Raw genomic sequence first — 17037 nt, 5'->3', positions numbered from 1 at the left:
CCGGTCTTCGCCGTGTAGGCGTCCAGCAGCGGCTTGACGAGCGCGGCCTCGCGGGTGGTGTAGAGGTTGATTTCGTTGGCCTGGGCCAGGCCGGAGAGGAAGGCGGTGGCGCAGACGGCGCCGAGGGTGGCACGACGGAACGCTTGTGAGGCTTTCATGGAGGAGTCCCTGAATAGTTGGTGACAGAACCGGAAAGTGAAGCCGCCTTCAGACGTGTAAAGAATCGAAAAGTTCTGACAAACGAGAACTATTTTCAACTACGCGATACGGGGCGCATTGTCGCGTAAACCGGAAAGGGCGATGCTCATGCACCGCCCTTCCGCGACCGGTCTCCGTTGCGGATCCGTTCCGGCTCAGGCCGGTACCGCCTGCCCTGCCTCCGAGGAGGCCAGCCAGGCCCGCCATCCGCCGTGGGCCGTGATGTCCCGCGCACCGGACAGCCCCGCACTCTCGCAGATGAAGCCGCTCACCCAGCGGCCATCCGCCAGTTCCAGCTTGGCGATGCCCAGCGGCGCCGGAATGGCGGCGACGAAACTGCCCAGTTCCTGCACCGGCATCTCCCACACCTCGACCTCGATGGCCGCGCCGCCCTGCTCTACCCGCAGCATGCCGGGACGCTGCGGCGGCCCACCCGCCAGCGCATACAACCTGTAATGCGGCGCACTGCGTGTGCGGGCGACCAGGCGCGCGCCGCGCGACAGCAACTGGTGGTTCAGCGGCAGGCCCTGCAGATGGGCGCCGCACACCGCCAGTTCGATCTGTCCGCTGGTTTGCGCCAGCCCCACGGTGGCTGGTGCGGGCACACGTTCCTTCGAAGCCCCGAGCCGGAGGTCCAGCAGGCGCTGCCACCGCGCCGCAAGGTTCAGCAGCGGCGTGTCCTGGAAGGCCGGCGCACAGAAGGTCACGCCGAAGGGCATGCCGTCCTCGCGGAAACCCGCCGGCACCGCCACGGCAGCGTAGTCCAGCAGGTTCATGAAGTTGGTGTAGTAGCCGAGGTTGCTGTTCAGCCGCAGCGGATCGGCCTGCATCTGCGCAATGGTGTAGATCGCCCCGGCGGTGGGCGTCAGCATGCAATCGACATCGCGCCACACCGCATCGCATCGGCGCTTGAGCATGCGCAGGCGGTACTGCGCCGCGAAGGCGTCGGCGGCCAGGGGCGTCGCGCCCCCCAGCGTGATCTCGCGCGTCACCGGGAACAGCGCCTCCGGCTTTGCGTCGATGAAGGCGCGGATCGCCTGGTAGCGCTCCGCCACCCACGGCCCCTCGTACAGCAGGCGCGCGGCCTCCAGGAAGGGAGCGAAATCCACTTCCACCGCCTCGCCACCCAGCTCACGTACCCGCTGTACGGCCTCGTCGAACAGGCTTGCGGCCTGCGCATCGCCGAAGAACGCCAGTTGCTCCGCACGCGGCACGCCGACGCGGAAGCGCGCCGCGCGGCCGAAATCGAAACCATGTGGCTGCACGGCGCGTGAGTAGGCGTCGGCTTCGTCGAAGCCCTGCGCCACGGCCAGCACCCGCTGCGCATCGTCGGCCGTCAGCGCGAAGATCGACATCGTGTCCAGCGAGCGACAGGCGGGCACCACACCGCTGGCCGACAACAGGCCACAGGTCGGCTTGTGCCCGACGATGTTGTTGAACGCTGCCGGCACGCGGCCGGAGCCGGCCGTGTCGGTACCCAGCGAAAAGCTCACCTGCCCGCTCGCCACCGTGACCGCTGAACCCGAACTGGAACCGCCGGAGATGAACGTCGGGTCGATGGCATTGCGACAGGCCCCGTAAGGCGAACGGGTGCCGTTGAGCCCCGTGGCGAACTGGTCGAGGTTGGTCTTGCCGATGGGCAGCGCGCCAGCCGCGACGAGGCGTGCAACGACGAAGGCATCCGCTTCCGGCTGGTACGCGAAATCCGGGCAGCCCGCGGTCGTCGGCAATGCGGCGAGGTCGATGTTGTCCTTCACCGCGAAGGGCACGCCATACAGCGGCAAGGTCGCCGGGTCGCGCGCCTCCAGCTCGCGGGCCATCGCCAGCATGCGCTCACGCGGCATCAGGCTGATCCAGGCGTAGTGGTCGTCGGCCTGCGCGCGGGCAAGCACCGTGTCGACCAGTGCGCTCGGCGTGAGGCCATTGCGGTAGGCCAGGGCAAGACTCTGCAGATCGAGGCTGGCAGGCATCAGTTGGTTCAGCTTGTCCATGGTCGGTTCCTCACTGGCACTGCAGGGTCAGGATGTCCTGCCCCGCGCCCACCGGCCCACCCGGTCGGCAGAACACCTTCAGCACTTCGCCATCGGCCGGCGCGCAGACCGCGAACTCCATCTTCATGGACTCGACGACGATCAGCGTGTCGCCGGCAAGCACCTGCTGTCCCGGCTCCACCAGCACCTTCCACACATTGCCCGGCACATGCGTGGCAATCGCCCGCGCGCCCGGTGGCAGGTCGAAGTCGCCATCCAGTCCGGCCGCGGCCACGTCGGCCTCGCCAACGTACTCAGCTTGACCAGCCGCACGCCAGCGCTCGCGCTCCGCCTCGAAGGCCTGCTGCTGACGCTGCTTGAACTCGCCGATGGAAGCCGCGTTGTCGGCGAGGAAGGCGTTGTAGTCAGCGAGGCTGAAGCTGCCCTCCTCGATGCGCAGCGCGTAGCGGCCGGCGATAAAGTCCTCGCGGATCTTCGGCAGCTCGGCCTCGGCCACCGGGAAGAAACGCACCTGGTCGAAGAAGCGCAGCAGCCAGGGCTTGTCGAACTCGCGCGTGCGATGCCAGCGGTTCCACATCTGCACGGTGCGCCCGACGAACTGGTAGCCACCGGGCCCTTCCATGCCATACACGCACATGTAGGCCCCGCCGATGCCGACGGCATTCTCCGGCGTCCAGGTCCGCGCCGGGTTGTACTTGGTGGTGACCAGGCGATGGCGCGGGTCCATCGGCGTGGCCACCGGTGCGCCGAGATAGACGTCACCCAGGCCGAGCACGAGATAGGCCGCGTCGAAGACGATGCGCTGCACTGCCTCGATGCTGTCCAGCCCGTTGATGCGGCGGATGAACTCGATGTTGCTGGGGCACCAGGGCGCATCCGGCCGCACCGACTGCATGTACTTCTCGATCGCCAGCTTCGTGGCCGCATCGTCCCAGGACAACGGCAGCCACACGGTGCGCGTCGGCACGCGCATGTCGGCCACCGCCGGCAGTTCGCGTTCGGCGCGTTGCAGGGCATCCAGCAAGGCCTCGCGTGTCGTCGCGCGCGGGTCGAAGTGCAGTTGCAGGGAGCGGATGCCCGGCGTCATGTCGACGACGCCCGCCTGCGGATGCGCGTTGAACCAGTTCAGCAGCGCCTGCACGCGGAAGCGCAGCGCGATGTCCAGTTCCAGCGGGCCGTACTCGATCAGCAGGTAGGCATCGCCCGCCTGCCGCACCACCACGCGGGGGCTCTCACCCTGAGCGGGCCAGTCGGCCAGCACCGGAGTGGTCAGCGTCTGCGGCTCCGCTTCCAGTACGGGCTGCAGCGGAGCGTCGAAACCCGCCAGCGCCTTGTCCTGCACCGTCAGCAGATGCGCCGCCTGCGCCGCGCTGACCGGCACGAAACGCAGCCTGTCGCCCGACCGCAACTGGCCGAGCTTCCACAACTCCGCCTGCACCACCACCGCAGGACAGACGAAGCCGCCCAGGCTGGGACCGTCCGGGCCGAGGATCACCGGCATGTCGCCGGTGAAGTCGATGGCGCCGATGGCGTAGGCGTTGTCGTGGATGTTGGAAGGATGCAGCCCCGCCTCGCCGCCGTCGCTGCGCGCCCACTGCGGCTTCGGCCCGATGAGGCGCACGCCGGTGCGGCTGGAGTTGTAGTGCACTTCCCACTCGGTGGCGAAGAAGCTGTCGATGTCGCCATCGGTGAAGAAGTCCGGCGCGCCGTGCGGGCCGTACAGCACGCCGATTTCCCAGGCGTGCGCATGGGCGGGTCGCAGTGCCGACGGCAAGTCCTGCGGCGTGCCGTGTTCGCTGCCAAGATGGAGCACGTCACCCAGCCGCAGCGTGCGACCGGCATGGCCGCCGAACTGGCCAAGCGTGAAGGTCGAGCGGCTGCCGAGGTACAGCGGCACATCCAGCCCACCCTGCACGGCGACGTAGCTGCGGCAGCCGGCATCGCGCATGGCCCCGATGCTGAGCACGCTGCCGGCCTTCACCGGCACGGCGGTCCAGAACGGCAGCGGCGCGCCATCCAGCGTCGCGGCCGTCTCGGCACCGGTCAGCGCGATCAATGTGTCGCTGTTGAAGCGCAGGCTGGGGCCGGTCATCGTGCACTCCAGCCCCGCTACACCTTCCGCATTGCCGACCAGGCGGTTGGCGGCGCGGAAGGCCAGCGCGTCCATCGGGCTGGAGGGCGGCACACCCACGTCCCAGTAGCCGACACGACCCGGCCAGTCCTGCACGCTGGTCTGCACACCGGCTTCCAGCACGTCGATGCTGCGCGGACGGTAGGCGAAAGTGTTGAGGTAACGCGTGGTCTGGCGGCCTGCGGTGAATACCTCGCCGGCCAGTATCTGGCGCAGGTACTCCAGGTTGGTCTCGATGCCGGCCACGCGCGTGTCGTCCAGCGCGGCGCGCAGCTTGTGCAGGGCTTCGTCGCGCGTATCACCACGGACGATGATCTTCGCGACCATCGGGTCGTACCAGGGCGGCACTTCGGATCCGGTCGCCACCGCGGTCTCCACGCGCGCAGCGGTGGGGAAGCTCACCTCGGTCAGCAGGCCGGAGGACGGCTGGAAGTTCTTGCCCGGGTCTTCCGCATACAACCGCACCTGGATGGACGCGCCCTGCGGCGTCTTCTGCAACGTGTCCAGCGACGGCAGATCGCCACTCGCCAGCAACACCATCCAGGCCACGAGATCGACACCGAAGACTTCCTCGGTGACGCCGTGCTCCACCTGCAGGCGGGTGTTCACCTCCAGGAAGTAGAAGGCGCCCGTCTGCGCGTCCATGACGAATTCCACCGTGCCGGCGGAGCGGTAACCGATGGCCTGCATCAGGCGCACCGCGGTGGCGTGCAGGCCTTCGCGCTGCGCATCATCCAGCCCAGGCGCGGGCGTCTCCTCGATGACCTTCTGGTTGCGCCGCTGCACCGAGCAGTCGCGTTCGCCCAGCGCCAGCACCGTGCCGACACCGTCGCCGAACATCTGCACTTCGATGTGGCGCGCATGCTCGACGTACTTCTCCAGAAACAGGCCGGCTTCCTTGAAGTTGGCACGCGCGAGCCGCTCGACCGAGGCATAGGCCTCGTCCAGCTCACCGGCATTCCACACCAGGCGCATGCCGATGCCACCGCCACCGCCGGTGCTTTTCAGCATCACCGGATAGCCGATGCGCGCGGCCTCGCTGCGGGCATGCGCCGCGTCGTCGAGCAGGCCGCTGCCCGGCAGAAGGGGTACGTCGTTCTTCTCGGCCAGTTCACGTGCCGTGTGCTTGAGGCCGAAGGCGCGCATCTGCGCAGCAGTCGGGCCGATGAAGGCGATGCCGGCAGCCTCGCAGGCAGCGGCGAAATCCGGGCTCTCCGACAGGAAGCCGTAGCCGGGATGGATGGCCTGCGCGCCGGTGTCTTTCGCCGCCTGCAGGATGCGCTCGCTGCGCAGGTAGCTGTCGGCTGCCGGCGCGGGGCCGATGCACACCGCCTCGTCGGCCAGCGCGACGTGCAGGGAATGCGCGTCGGCTTCGGAGTACACCGCCACCGAGGCGATTCCCAGCGATTTCAGGGTACGGATGACGCGGCAGGCGATGGCGCCGCGGTTGGCAATCAGGACTTTGCGGAACATGGGTTTCTCACGGTCTCGCTGGCGGGCCGTCCCGCCGTTGTGCACGATCGCTGCGGGTCGTCCCGCAGGAGAAAACCGGAAAAACGGCCAGGAAGCCGCAGGAAAATGGAATGGAGCGCAGCGCAATGCTTCTGGCTAGGCGCATCGACGCAGACAGTACAAGTAGTACGGCAAGGAGGTGCAACGACGCCAGAACCATTTTGTTGCGGCTTCTACACCGGGTCCCACAACAGGAAGCGCGCGGGCGTCGGGTTATAGGCGTTGCACGGGTTGTTGAGCTGCGGGCAGTTGGAGACCAGCATCCACAGGTTCATCTCCGCACGCAGCTCGACGTACTTGCCCGGCGCCGACACCCCGTCGGCAAACTGCAGGCCACCGTCCTCTGTGACCGGCACGTTCATGAAGAAATTGACGTTGGGCACGAGGTCGCGTTTGCCCAGGCCGATGTCGGCGTGCTGCAGGGCGATCAGGTAATTGTCGCGACAGCTGTGCATGAACTTCTTCTGCAGTGCGTAGCGCACCGTGTTGCTCTCCGCCGCGCAGGCGCCGCCCAGCGTGTCGTGACGCCCGCAGGTGTCGGCGACGATGGTGAGCATCCGCCGCGCCTCGTTGGACATCAGCACCGAGCCGGTGGTGAGGTAGATGCCGCCCTGGTGCAGCATGGTGTCGGTGGCGCTGTAGTGCTCGGCCGGTTCATCGCGGTTGTAGAAGATGACGTCGACTGCCTGGTTGCCTTCCAGGTCGACGATGCGCAGCGTCTGGCCGCGTTCGATGGCCAGCAGGTAGGGCTCGCCGGAGGGCAAGGTGTGGTCGTGGCAGGCGCGCGCGGGGTCCAGCGTGCTCTCCCGGATGCGGATCGCCGTGGCTCCGGGGCTCGGGTGTGTAATCGTGTTCATCGCATCGCTCCTCAGGCCAGGTACAGCATGTCGGCGTTGTGGATGGCCCGCGCGTTCTCCGGACGGAAGCCGCGGCAGAAGTCGTCGGCCGGTGCCGCACCACAGCGCCAGGCTGCGAGTCCGACCTTCTTCGGCGCATAGTCCGGCGACGGGTCCAGCGGATGCGGTGCGGTGGAGATGGCGATCAGCGTGTCCATGTCGAAGCGCAACTCGACGTGATCGCCCGCTTTCGCGTGCTCCGGTGCGTAGTGGAAGCGGCCTTCCTCGTCCACGCTCAGCTTGCTGAAGAAGTTCACCGGCGGGATGAGGTCGCGGCGCGACAGGCCGTGCTTGCCGATCTCGATCAGCAGCCCGTCCTTGCCACTGCGATACATGGCGTTGCGATGGGTGTCGAAATTGCGCTCGCCGTACTTGCGCTGCAGCGTCGCGGCATCCAGCAAGGCCCCCAGGGGGTCATGCCAGCCGACGCTATCGCTGGTGATCGACGCCAGCGCGCGCCCCATGTCGCTCATCAGCACATGCCCGCGCGTGTAGTGCGCGGTGTGCTGCGCCTTCAGCGAGTCCGGCATGTTGTAGCGCTCCAGTTTCTCGCGCGCTGCGTACAGCACCATGCTGAGGTTGGCGCCAGCCTCCAGCGCCACCATGCGCAGCGCGCTGCCGCGCGGCATCACCCAGGACCAGTGACCACCGCCGGGCACCAGCTCGGACCACATGACGCGCGTCGCGTCCAGACCGGGCGCAAAGCGCTTCCAGTGCGCGATGGCATCGACTGGCGATGCCACCGGAGGATTGTCAGGAATCGAACCAGAGGAATCAGATTTTTCCATATGCATACTCCCTTGCATGCTCATGCAGCCTGCGCTGACTGCATGTTGAGTTTCTTCAGAAGTTCGAGATCGGTCTTCATGCCGGAGGTCTCGCGGATGCGCTCCAGGATTTCGCGCTTGAGCGCCAGGAATTCCGGCGCCAGCTTCATGTCCTGGTCGCGCACGGCCGGCAGCGGCACGTCGTACACGGTGTCGATGCGCCCCGGGCGCGGCGCCATCAGCACCACGCGCTGGCCGAGGTAGATGGCCTCGTCCACGTCGTGGGTCACGAAGACGATGGTGCTGCGCTCCAGCTTGTGCACGTAGCGGATGCAGTCGTGCATCACCTCGCGGGTCTGCGCATCGAGCGCACCGAAGGGTTCGTCCATCAGCAGGATGGGCGGTCGGCTCATCAGCGCGCGGGCGATCGCCACGCGCTGTTGCATGCCGCCGGAGAGCTGGTTGGGATAGGCGCTGGCGACATGGCCCAGGCCCATCAGCTCCACCAGTGCGTCGGCGCGGCCGGAGGCGGCCTCCACGTCGGCGCTGGTGCTGTCGGCGCGATGCGCGGCGAGGCGGCGGCAGAAGCGGATGTTCTCGCGCACCGTCAGCCAGGGATACAGGCTGTAGTGCTGGAAGACCATCGCGCGATCCACCCCCGGCCCGCTCACCGGCGTGCCGGCCACGGCGAGGCTGCCCTCGTCGTAGGACTCCAGCCCGCCGATGACGCGCAGCAGCGTGGACTTGCCGCAGCCGGAGGCGCCGACGAAGGTGACGAACTCGTTCTGTCCGATGGACAGGTCGATGCTCTCCAGCGCACGCACCGCGCGGGCGCCACTGCCGAAGGTCTTGCCCAGTCTGTGAATGTCGATGTATGCCATACGGGTCTCCTTCAGTGACGCCCGTGCATCCACGGGAAGGCGCGGCGATGCGCCCAGCGGAAGCCCTGGTCCATCAGCAGGCCGATGGCACCGATGAGCAGGATGCCGGCGAAGATCTTGTCGGTCTGCAGGAAGCGCTGCGCCTTGAGAATCGCGAAGCCGACGCCGGAACTCGCCGCCACCAGCTCGGCCACCACCAGGTAGGTCCAGGCCCAGCCCATGGTCACGCGCAGGGTGTCGAGCAGCGCCGGCTTGGCGGAGGGCACGATCACCAGCTCGATGATCTCGCGCTGGCTCGCACCCATGGTCTGCGCCGCCTCGATCTGCGCCATCGGCACGCGTCGCACGTCCTCGGCCACCATCAGCACCATCTGGAAGAAGGTGCCGATGAATATGATGGCGACCTTGGCGCTCTCGTCGATGCCCACCCACAGCATCACCAGCGGGATGAAGGCCACCGCCGGCATGTAGCGGATGAAGTCGGTGAGCGGTTCCAGCGTCGCCTGCACCGCGCGGTAGCTGCCGATGAACAGGCCCAGCGGCAGCGCGATGACCGCCGACAGCGCCCAGCCGGCGACCACCCGCCAGGTGCTGATGGCGATGTCGCCCATCAGGCCGTCCTCCACCCACCATGTCTGCAGGCGCGCCAGCACGTCGGCGGGGCCGGGCAGGAAGACCTTGTCCACCGCCCCGCTCGCACTCAGCGCGATCCAGGCCAGCAGCGGCAGCGCGAGGCCACCGATCGCCAGTGCCCAGTAGGCGCGCTGGCCGATGCCTGCGCGCAACGCCCACAACGACGCGCGCCTCCTGCGTACCGTCATCGGCGATGACGGCACCGGTGCCTCCACCGGCTGTGAGAGTGGGTGCGGCACGCCGGTTTCGCCCGGCAATGCGGCTGATGACATGCTCATGCTCGTTCGCCTGTCCGTCTGTGCGTGTCTGTCAGCCGTCACTTCGCCGCCGTGGCGGCCGGCTTGCCGAGCGCCTCGGCCACCAGCGAGCCATCGACGCCGCGGGCGACGTCCGGCTTGCCTTCGATGAGCTTGTTGTCGGTCAGGAAGCCGGTGATGACCGGCGCCACGCTGATCAGCGATTGCGGCTCGCGCGCCGTGAAGGCGGCGGTGTTGGCGGCGGCGTCGAAGAAGCGCGTGCCGGGCAGGAAGACCTTGTACTCGTCCGGTTTCAGGCTCACTACCTTGGCCATGATCTTCGCGGCCTCGTCCGGGTTGTCGCGGATGAATTTCTCCGTGTCGAACCAGGCCTTCACCACGCCGACCAGTTCCTTGCGCTTGCCGGTGATGGCCTTGTCCTGCGCAACCAGCAGATCGGGAATCAGGCCCGGCATGTCCTTGGAGGTGAACAGCGCGCGGCCCTTGCCGGACTTCTCGATGGTGCTGACCCAGGGATTCCACACGACCGCTGCATCCACGCGGCCGGACATGAAGGCCGCGGCGGCGTCCCCCGCCGACAGGTTCACCACCTTCACGTCCTTCTGCGACAGGCCGTTCTTCGCCAGCGCGGTGACCAGCACGAAGTGCGACACGCTGAACTGCTCCAGCGCGATGCTCTTGCCCTTCAGGTCGGCGAAGCTCTTGATCTTCGGCCCCACCATCAGCGCGTCGTTGCCGGCCGAGTTGTCGTTGACCAGCACTGCCTTGACCGGCACACCCTTGGCGAGCGGCCCCAGCGTGTCGGACCAGGTCTGCGAGTTGGCGTCGAGCTGGCCGGAGGACAACGCGGCGATGGAATCGGAATAGTTGGCGAACCACACCAGCTTCACGTCGGCGCCATGCTTCTTGAAAAAGCCCTTCTGCTCCGCGACGTACCAAGCCACCCAGCCCGGCCAGTCGGACACGCCGACCTTCAGCTCGGCGTTGGCGCGCAGCGGCAACAGGGCGCAGGTGGCGAGCAACACGCAGAGGGCACGCAGCAACGCGCGCAGCAGCGTGCGGTGCATAGACTGGCGGGACAGCGAAAGGTCTGCGAGGAGACCGGAGAGGGGACTGGAAACGAGGCGGGAAGCGAAAGCTTGCAGCGGGAGGAACTGCGGGGCGGACGACATGGCGAGGACTCCTGTTCGGCTCGGGATAAAGGTGAGAGGGAGCTTCTGTCGAAGCTTTCCTCCCGGGCTTTTATCCCTCCGTGGAGCCTCACCTTGCTGTTGGCAGCTCGGCGTGGCCGGCGGCTCTCGGACCAGTCATCCCCCGGATCGTGCGCATGTCCGTAACAGGATCGGAACCCTAGCCTCCCTTCGAAGAAGTGGATGTGCTCACGCAGCATCGACTCCCTCTCGACTTGCATACAAGCAGGCGGCGTGCCATCCGGTTGCGGTTTCCGGTCAAAGCCTTGTGGCCACTGCATTGACGCGCAAACGGGCTGGTCTGCCGAGCAGCCGGAGGACGCCCGTTCGCGCCCCGCAACAGTGCCCGTCGTGCATCGTTGCGCACCAAGCGCGCGCAAACGGCGATCGTGCGGCGCGACATGCGCACGCACGCCGCACTGCAGGCGGACGACACCAGGAATCCGCGACATCGTGCGCGCGATCCATATAGCAGCACCTCCTCACAAAATGCCGAAAGCATTTCCGGAAGCACCACGACACGGCAACGGGAACGGCTTTTGCTCCACGTCGGCCTGCGCATGTCCGACGACGATTGAAACCTGTGAGAGCCTTCCATCATGAGAAAGCAAAGTCTCGTCGCGTCCGCCTGCGCGTTCGCATCCCTCAGCTTCGCCCTCCCCGCCCTGGCCCAGTCTGAACCTGAGAAGCCCTACACGCTGACCGGCCATGTCGACGTGGTCAGCAAGTACATCCTGCGCGGCGCGTCCACAACCTACGGCAACGTGACGCCCGGCCTCGGCAACGAAGGTGCGGATGCGCCGGAATCCGACCGCGCGGCGTTCCAGTGGGGTGCGGATTTCGTGCACAACAGCGGCTTCTACGCCGGCTACTGGGCCAGCACGATCAACTACTCGTACAAGGCGCTGGGCAATTCGTACGACGCCTACGTCAACGGCACGCCCTTCCCGAGCAGCTACCAGAAAGACCGTTCGGTCGAGAACGATTTCTACGCCGGCTACACCGGCAGCTTCGCCGGCGACTTCACCTACACCGCCGGCCTCACCGGCTACGTGTATTACAACGGTGAGCACGCCAACGCCTTCGAGACCAAGTTCGGCCTGGCCTGGAAGACGCTGAGCTTCAATGCGCAGACCCTGCTCAACGACACCGTGTGGGGCAACCGCGGCGACACCTACTGGACGCTGAACTACAGCCACGCCCTGCCGTGGAACCTCAACCTCACCGCCAGCCTCGGTGCCTACACCTACACAAAGGAAGGCAAGTACCTCGGCACCACCGATGCCGCCACCGGTGGCGCCTGCGCGCCAGGCACGGCCTTCGTGGTCAACGGTTGCTACGCCGGCAATGCGCCGGTCGGCTCTGGCTTCCGTCACCTGATCGTCGGCGTGACCCAGGGCATCGGCAGCACCGGCGTCACTTGGGGTGTGCAGGGGCTGATCGGCGGTGACAACCGCTACGGCATCCATCAGGAGAATCGGGTGGTCTTCTCGCTCGCCTACGGCTTCTGAACCTTCCCCGCCCTTCAACACAACGGCGCCCACGGGCGCCGTTGTGCTTTGCAGAAGGACACCGTCGACCGCTGTCCCTGCACGCCGGTCGTGCCCGCGGATTGTGCTCCGCACAAATTTGTCGGCAGAGCTTACAAACCCGCCGGATTTGGTACGACGACCAGCCTGAAAGCCCCGTCGCAACGGGCGCGGCACAACGGTTGCTTCCCCCTGCGGGCTATGCGCCCTTGGGCCGGGAGGCGCGCAGGACATGACCAGGCTCCACCAGAGAGTCCGATAGCAGCACGCTGCAGGCGTTTGCGGCACCGCCTTTCGTGACCGCATATTTGGAGGAAGACAATGAAGCATTCCGTACGAGCATTCGTCTGTACCTGCTCGGCCGCTTTCGCGCTGCTGCAGGCAGCACCGTCTCAGGCCGCCTGGTATCACTTCTCGCAGGGCGGATTCAGTGGCGGCGGCACCATCACCGGCACCTTCGATGCGGAGGACCTGGACGGCAACGGCCAGATCTCTTCCTGGACGGGCGAAGTCAGCACCTTCAAGGTGTCCTTCTCCGGCGACTCGCTGGTCGGTCCTTTCAGCCACAGCTTCAGCGACCTGTTCGGGCTCGTCTACGACCTGGGCAGCGGCTTCCTCGGTGACGGCATGGACGGCGACGGCGAAGGCATCGCCAGCAACTACCAGAATGCATTCGGCATCGAGTACATCAGCGGCCAGAGCTTCTTCCTGCCCTACCTCGCCAGCGTGACCGACCTCGCCTCCGGCGCCATCAGCACGACGGATACGCTGGTAAGCGTCACGCAGGTACCGGAGCCGGGATCGCTCGCATTGGCCCTGGCCGGTATCGGCTTGCTCGCCGCACGCGCACGCCGCAAGGCCTGAGCTGCAGGACGCCTGAAGACAGCCCGGCGGGCAGGACAGCCCGTCGACACATGACACTGGAGACACCCATGAAGATTCGTATCCGGAACGAATGGCTTCCGCTCGCCCTCGCGGCGGCGGCCCTGCTTGCCGCGCCCACCACGCAAGCCCAGACCTCCCGCCCCTGCAACGCCTGGACCAACTCCAAGCCTTCCTCGCTGGGCGCGGACGGCTGGGCTGCGGTGGATGGCGCGGTCACCGGAGGTTGCGGCGCCATGCCCGCCAAGATCTACAACGTGTTCAACCGCAGCCAGCTGGTCAACGCGCTGACCGGTGGCAACCCCTCGGCGATCATTCCCGACCCGACCCCGAAGATCATCTACATCAACGGCACCATCGACCTGAACGTCGACAACAACAACGTGCCGCTGCGTGAAGAGGACTACATGGCCCGCTGCAACTACACCGGGCATGCCACGTTCTACGATCCGGTCACCGGCGACCAGACCGGCAACGGCGGTTTCTTCGGCGCCTACAAGACTGCCTACGACCCCAACACCTGGCTGATGCAGTCGCTGGACCCGGCCGACAACCGCCCGCCGGTGCTCACCGGCCCGCTGGAAGACGCACGCATGTGCTTCACCGAAGAGCAGATGAAGCGCGTGCTGATCCGCGTCGGCTCCAACACCTCGCTGATCGGCAAGTCCGGCACCAACCCGAAGATCATCAACGGCAACCTGCAACTGGGCTACCTGCGCACCGCGAACCTCGGCCAGAACTACGAAGCCGAGAACATCGTCATCCGCAACATCACCTTCGCGGATTCGTTCGACATGTTCCCCGGCTGGGACCCGAAGGATTCGTTCAGCATCACCATCACCAACACCAACGGCTGCCAGGCCACCTACGACGCCGCCAACAACGCCGGCCCGCATCGTTGCGTGGCACGCGGCGGACGCTGGAACTCCGAGTACGACAACATCTCGGTGGAAAACGCGGAGCGCGTGTGGATCGACGGCAACACATTCACCGACGAGCCGCGCACCGACAAGCTCTACCCACCGGTCTTCGCCGCACCCTTCAACGAAGCCACGCAGAAGGTGCAGCACCACGACGGCCAGGTGGACGTGACGGTGGGTGGCACCAAGGTGACGATGTCGTACAACGTGTTCCGCACCCACGACAAGACCAACCTGCTCGGTGGCTCCGACACGGCCAGCGCGCAGACCGGTTACGGCCCCGGCAAGATCGACGTGACCTTCCACCACAACTACTGGCTGAACACCGTGCAGCGCATGCCGCGCGTGCGTTTCGGCCGGGTCCACGTCTACAACAACTTCTATGACCTGGACTGGCGCTCCTCGGCGGACTACCGCCTGGGCGAGACGTGGACGGTGGGCACGGCAGCGAAGCTGTTCGCGGAGAACAACGTGTTGGACGTGCGCAACACCAGCCTCGTGGCATCGTCGAAGATCGGTGGCTACAGCTCGAGCACCAGCAACCGCAACCGTTGCACGGCAGCGGGATTCACGCTGGCGGAGTGCGGCACCTACTTCTACGACGCGGGCACCATCGTGACGACCATCAACGGCGCCACGGTGACCACCCAGTTGCAGGACATCTACGCGGCCGTGCTGGTCAAGCAGCAGTCCAGCAGCAGCAATGCACCGCTGACGAAGCTGGACCCGAACGATCCCGCCGTGTTCTGGAAGCCCAGCCTGAGCTACGCCTATTCGCTGCTGCCGGTGTCGACCGCGGCCGAGCAGGCCGCGCTGCGCAGCTTCGTCGTCAGCAAGGCCGGCGCCGGCAAGCTGTAAGCCGTACCGCCCCGGCAATGAAAGCCCGGTCCATGGACCGGGCTTTTTCTTTGTTTCCGCAGGTGGCGCAGGGGGATGAGCTCTGCAATCAAGCCCTCACGTGCCAACCATCGCAGCGTGGCAGGCGCTCGAATGGACGCACCTGGCGGCCGTCGACCCCCACCCTGCCGCCGTAGGCCCTAAGGAACCAACGCCGGACGCATGACGTCAACGGCCTTTCCGCGCCACCCGGCCAGGAGCATGCCAATGTCAGGTTTTCACGACTGGTGTCACATCTACGTGCCGATCGCTTTCGACAGCGATTGCCGCTTCACGGTGGCGGGCAACAAGGTCGTCGTGACATGGCCGGCGAATGAGGCAGAGCGCCTGCAGCCGCGGGAAGAGGTGCTGCTGGAGTTCGATGAGGACACGGTGCAACGCCTCAACACCACCAATGACGTGAGCTCGCACGAAGCGCAGCAAGCTTTCATGGAAGGCTTTCCTGATCTGCACAACCAGGGGCCGAGCGACGGCGAATCGGACCTTCGGCGCACGCACTGAAACGTGGTGGCTCCGCTTTCTGCCCCCGCTCGCTGAAGCTCTGCACACCGACCGACGCCTTGTTCGCGCCGGCAATGGCCGCCACCCGCAGACACTCTCGTAGCGGCAGTCACTCGCGGCCGGCCTCCACCGACCGCATCCTCAATCGATGTAGCGACGCGTAAGCAATGCTTCCGTGCGCAAGGCACCTGCCCTTTCGCCCTGGCCCAGCCGCTCCAGATCGGCTGCCACGCGTTCGCGTTCATTGACCTCCGCCTGCAGGAGTTCGCGGATGCGCGCATCGTCGAGCAGCAGCCTTTCCACCTCCGCCGATCCGCTGCGGAAATCGTGCGCCCTGTAGCGGTCGTCGGCAGCGGCCAGAGGGGGCGCCTCGGCGTTGTCGATCACCGCAATCAGGGCGCGGAGCAGCGCGGCCTCCTGCGCGCGCCGTGCCTTCATCGCAGTCCGCAAGTCGCCGCGCAGGCGATCCTTCATGCTGTTTCCCGCGTCCTGCATCTGCAATCTCCGTTCGACGGCACTGGTTGTCAGCGCCCCATCCGCTTCTTCCAGGCCGGATATTCTTCGGCCACCAGCGTCGCCGGCCACACGCCGTACCAGGCGTAGCCGGTGCGGCGCTCGTGGGTGATGTCGGCGTACTTCGCCACGCGGATGCCGTCGCGGTTGGCCAGCACCACGCTGTTGTCCTTCAGGTCGTAGAAGCGCGCCCACAACAGCGGCGCAGCCGGGTCCTGCACCAGCAGGCGGTCGGTGGTGGCGGTGTGGAATTCATACTTCACCGGCTTGTCCAGCTTCACGGTCTCGATCTTCCAGCCCCGCAGCGCGGAACGGTCGAACCAGGCCATCGCGCCGTCGATGGCGCGGATCACCTCGGGTGACGGATCCGGAATGCCCATCAGGTAGCGCACCATCTCCACGCTTTCCTGCGACACCATCGCCGGCAGTTCGAACGTGCGCCCCTGCGCCGGTTGCAGCGTGTCCGGGTGGTACTGCCCGGCCCAGCCGGCAGGCTGCCCGTCCTGCACCACCTGCAGTTTCAGCACGCAGTCGTCGCCCTTCTGCAGCGCCACGCGGGCGCGCTCGCGCGTGGCGGCATCCATGAAGCCGAAAGGCTCGCTGGCTTCCGCCACCTTGCGCAGCATGCGCAACACACCGGAGGTCACCTCGTCGGCCATGGTGATGTAGCCGTGGTACGGAATGTCGCTGGGCACCGTGTGCGGCCAGCCACCGCAGCGCTTGTGCTGGTTGGCGAAGGTGTAGTCCAGCCCCTTCAGCGCGGCGGTCCGGTAACGCTCGTCCTTCGTCTGCAGGTAGGCCGCCGACAGGTATTCGATCTGCGAGTACACGTTGCGGTTGTCGAAGCTGCCCTTGGGCTGGATGCGCTCGCCCAGCACCTCCGCCTTGTCGCCGAGCGACAGGACGCGCGTCGGGTCCCTGTTCTCCACCCAGCCACCGTTGTTGCGCTGGTACGCCAGCAGGTTGTCGGCAATCTCCACGATCTGCGTCGGCGCGTACTTCGCGTAGTCGTTGCCGTTGCGGTCGCGCCAGTGCTTGATGCCGTCCGAGAACCCTTCCAGGGAGATGGCCTTGTAGCCACCGGGCGGTGGTGCGCTGCGCGTCACCGGCGGCTCCGCCACCGTGGTACTGCACGCACCCAGGCCGACGCACGCAAGGCCGGTGGCGATGGACATCGCGACAACTGGAATCAATCGCTGCTGCATGGTTTTCCTCGCCTCCTTTTTCTGTTCTGCGCGCCCGGCCACCTCCCCGACACGCTGCCGTATCCGGCCGTGCCTGCCGATGCCAGGCCGGAGCCCAATGATAGACCGCACGCCTCCCCGGGCGCCCGTTGCCT

Annotated in this window: 13 protein-coding genes and 1 riboswitch; of the genes, 4 read left to right on the top strand and 9 right to left on the bottom strand. The window is 66.6% G+C overall.

Annotated elements, in window-relative coordinates; genetic code table 11:
• Positions 1–353: 353 nt before the first annotated feature.
• The 7 genes from atzF to VVD47_RS20745 all read right to left on the bottom strand — a co-directional run bounded on the left by atzF (position 354) and on the right by VVD47_RS20745 (position 10438).
• Positions 354–2189 (bottom strand): allophanate hydrolase, encoded by a 1836-nt coding sequence (atzF, locus tag VVD47_RS20775; protein ID WP_327605444.1) that lies wholly within the window; start codon positions 2187–2189, stop codon positions 354–356.
• Positions 2190–2199: 10 nt separating this feature from the next.
• Positions 2200–5793: an urea carboxylase gene (gene uca, locus VVD47_RS20770; protein ID WP_327605443.1), complete on the bottom strand. Its 3594-nt coding sequence runs from the start codon at positions 5791–5793 to the stop codon at positions 2200–2202.
• A 212-nt stretch (positions 5794–6005) separates the two neighbouring features.
• A complete protein-coding gene (locus tag VVD47_RS20765; RefSeq protein ID WP_327605442.1) occupies positions 6006–6689 on the bottom strand; it encodes an urea amidolyase associated protein UAAP2 in 684 nt (227 codons plus the stop codon).
• 11 nt (positions 6690–6700) lie between these two features.
• Positions 6701–7516: an urea amidolyase associated protein UAAP1 gene (locus tag VVD47_RS20760; protein WP_327605441.1), complete on the bottom strand. Its 816-nt coding sequence runs from the start codon at positions 7514–7516 to the stop codon at positions 6701–6703.
• A gap of 20 nt (positions 7517–7536) precedes the next feature.
• Positions 7537–8376, bottom strand: coding sequence for an ABC transporter ATP-binding protein (locus VVD47_RS20755; protein ID WP_327605440.1), 840 nt, complete (start codon positions 8374–8376; stop codon positions 7537–7539).
• A gap of 11 nt (positions 8377–8387) precedes the next feature.
• On the bottom strand, positions 8388–9287 hold the full coding sequence (locus VVD47_RS20750) for an ABC transporter permease (RefSeq protein WP_327605439.1): 900 nt from the start codon (positions 9285–9287) through the stop codon (positions 8388–8390).
• Positions 9288–9325: 38 nt separating this feature from the next.
• On the bottom strand, positions 9326–10438 hold the full coding sequence (locus tag VVD47_RS20745; protein ID WP_327605438.1) for an ABC transporter substrate-binding protein: 1113 nt from the start codon (positions 10436–10438) through the stop codon (positions 9326–9328).
• Positions 10439–10495: 57 nt separating this feature from the next.
• Positions 10496–10631: riboswitch (guanidine-I (ykkC/yxkD leader) on the bottom strand.
• Between the two features lie 424 nt (positions 10632–11055).
• On the opposite strand from VVD47_RS20745, the gene VVD47_RS20740 reads away from it, so the two are divergent.
• The 4 genes from VVD47_RS20740 (at position 11056) to VVD47_RS20725 (ending at position 15185) form a co-directional block, all read left to right on the top strand.
• Positions 11056–11967: a TorF family putative porin gene (locus VVD47_RS20740; RefSeq protein ID WP_327605437.1), complete on the top strand. Its 912-nt coding sequence runs from the start codon at positions 11056–11058 to the stop codon at positions 11965–11967.
• 339 nt (positions 11968–12306) lie between these two features.
• Entirely contained in the window at positions 12307–12849 is a 543-nt protein-coding gene (locus VVD47_RS20735) for a PEP-CTERM sorting domain-containing protein (RefSeq protein WP_327605436.1), read from the top strand.
• A gap of 68 nt (positions 12850–12917) precedes the next feature.
• Complete coding sequence (locus tag VVD47_RS20730; protein ID WP_327605435.1) at positions 12918–14645, top strand: pectate lyase family protein; 1728 nt, start codon at positions 12918–12920, stop codon at positions 14643–14645.
• Positions 14646–14891: 246 nt separating this feature from the next.
• Positions 14892–15185: a hypothetical protein gene (locus VVD47_RS20725; RefSeq protein WP_327605434.1), complete on the top strand. Its 294-nt coding sequence runs from the start codon at positions 14892–14894 to the stop codon at positions 15183–15185.
• Between the two features lie 141 nt (positions 15186–15326).
• On the opposite strand, the gene VVD47_RS20720 is transcribed toward VVD47_RS20725, so the two are convergent.
• Positions 15327–15659 carry a hypothetical protein gene (locus VVD47_RS20720; protein ID WP_327605433.1) on the bottom strand — a complete coding sequence of 111 codons (333 nt, stop codon included), beginning with the start codon at positions 15657–15659 and terminating at the stop codon, positions 15327–15329.
• A gap of 50 nt (positions 15660–15709) precedes the next feature.
• Positions 15710–16903, bottom strand: coding sequence for a pectate lyase (gene pelA / locus VVD47_RS20715; RefSeq protein WP_327605432.1), 1194 nt, complete (start codon positions 16901–16903; stop codon positions 15710–15712).
• Positions 16904–17037 lie beyond the last annotated feature (134 nt).

It is taken from the genome of Uliginosibacterium sp. H1 (assembly GCF_036017065.1).
Taxonomy (GTDB): domain Bacteria; phylum Pseudomonadota; class Gammaproteobacteria; order Burkholderiales; family Rhodocyclaceae; genus Uliginosibacterium.
This window is presented reverse-complemented; position numbering and strand designations above follow the sequence as displayed.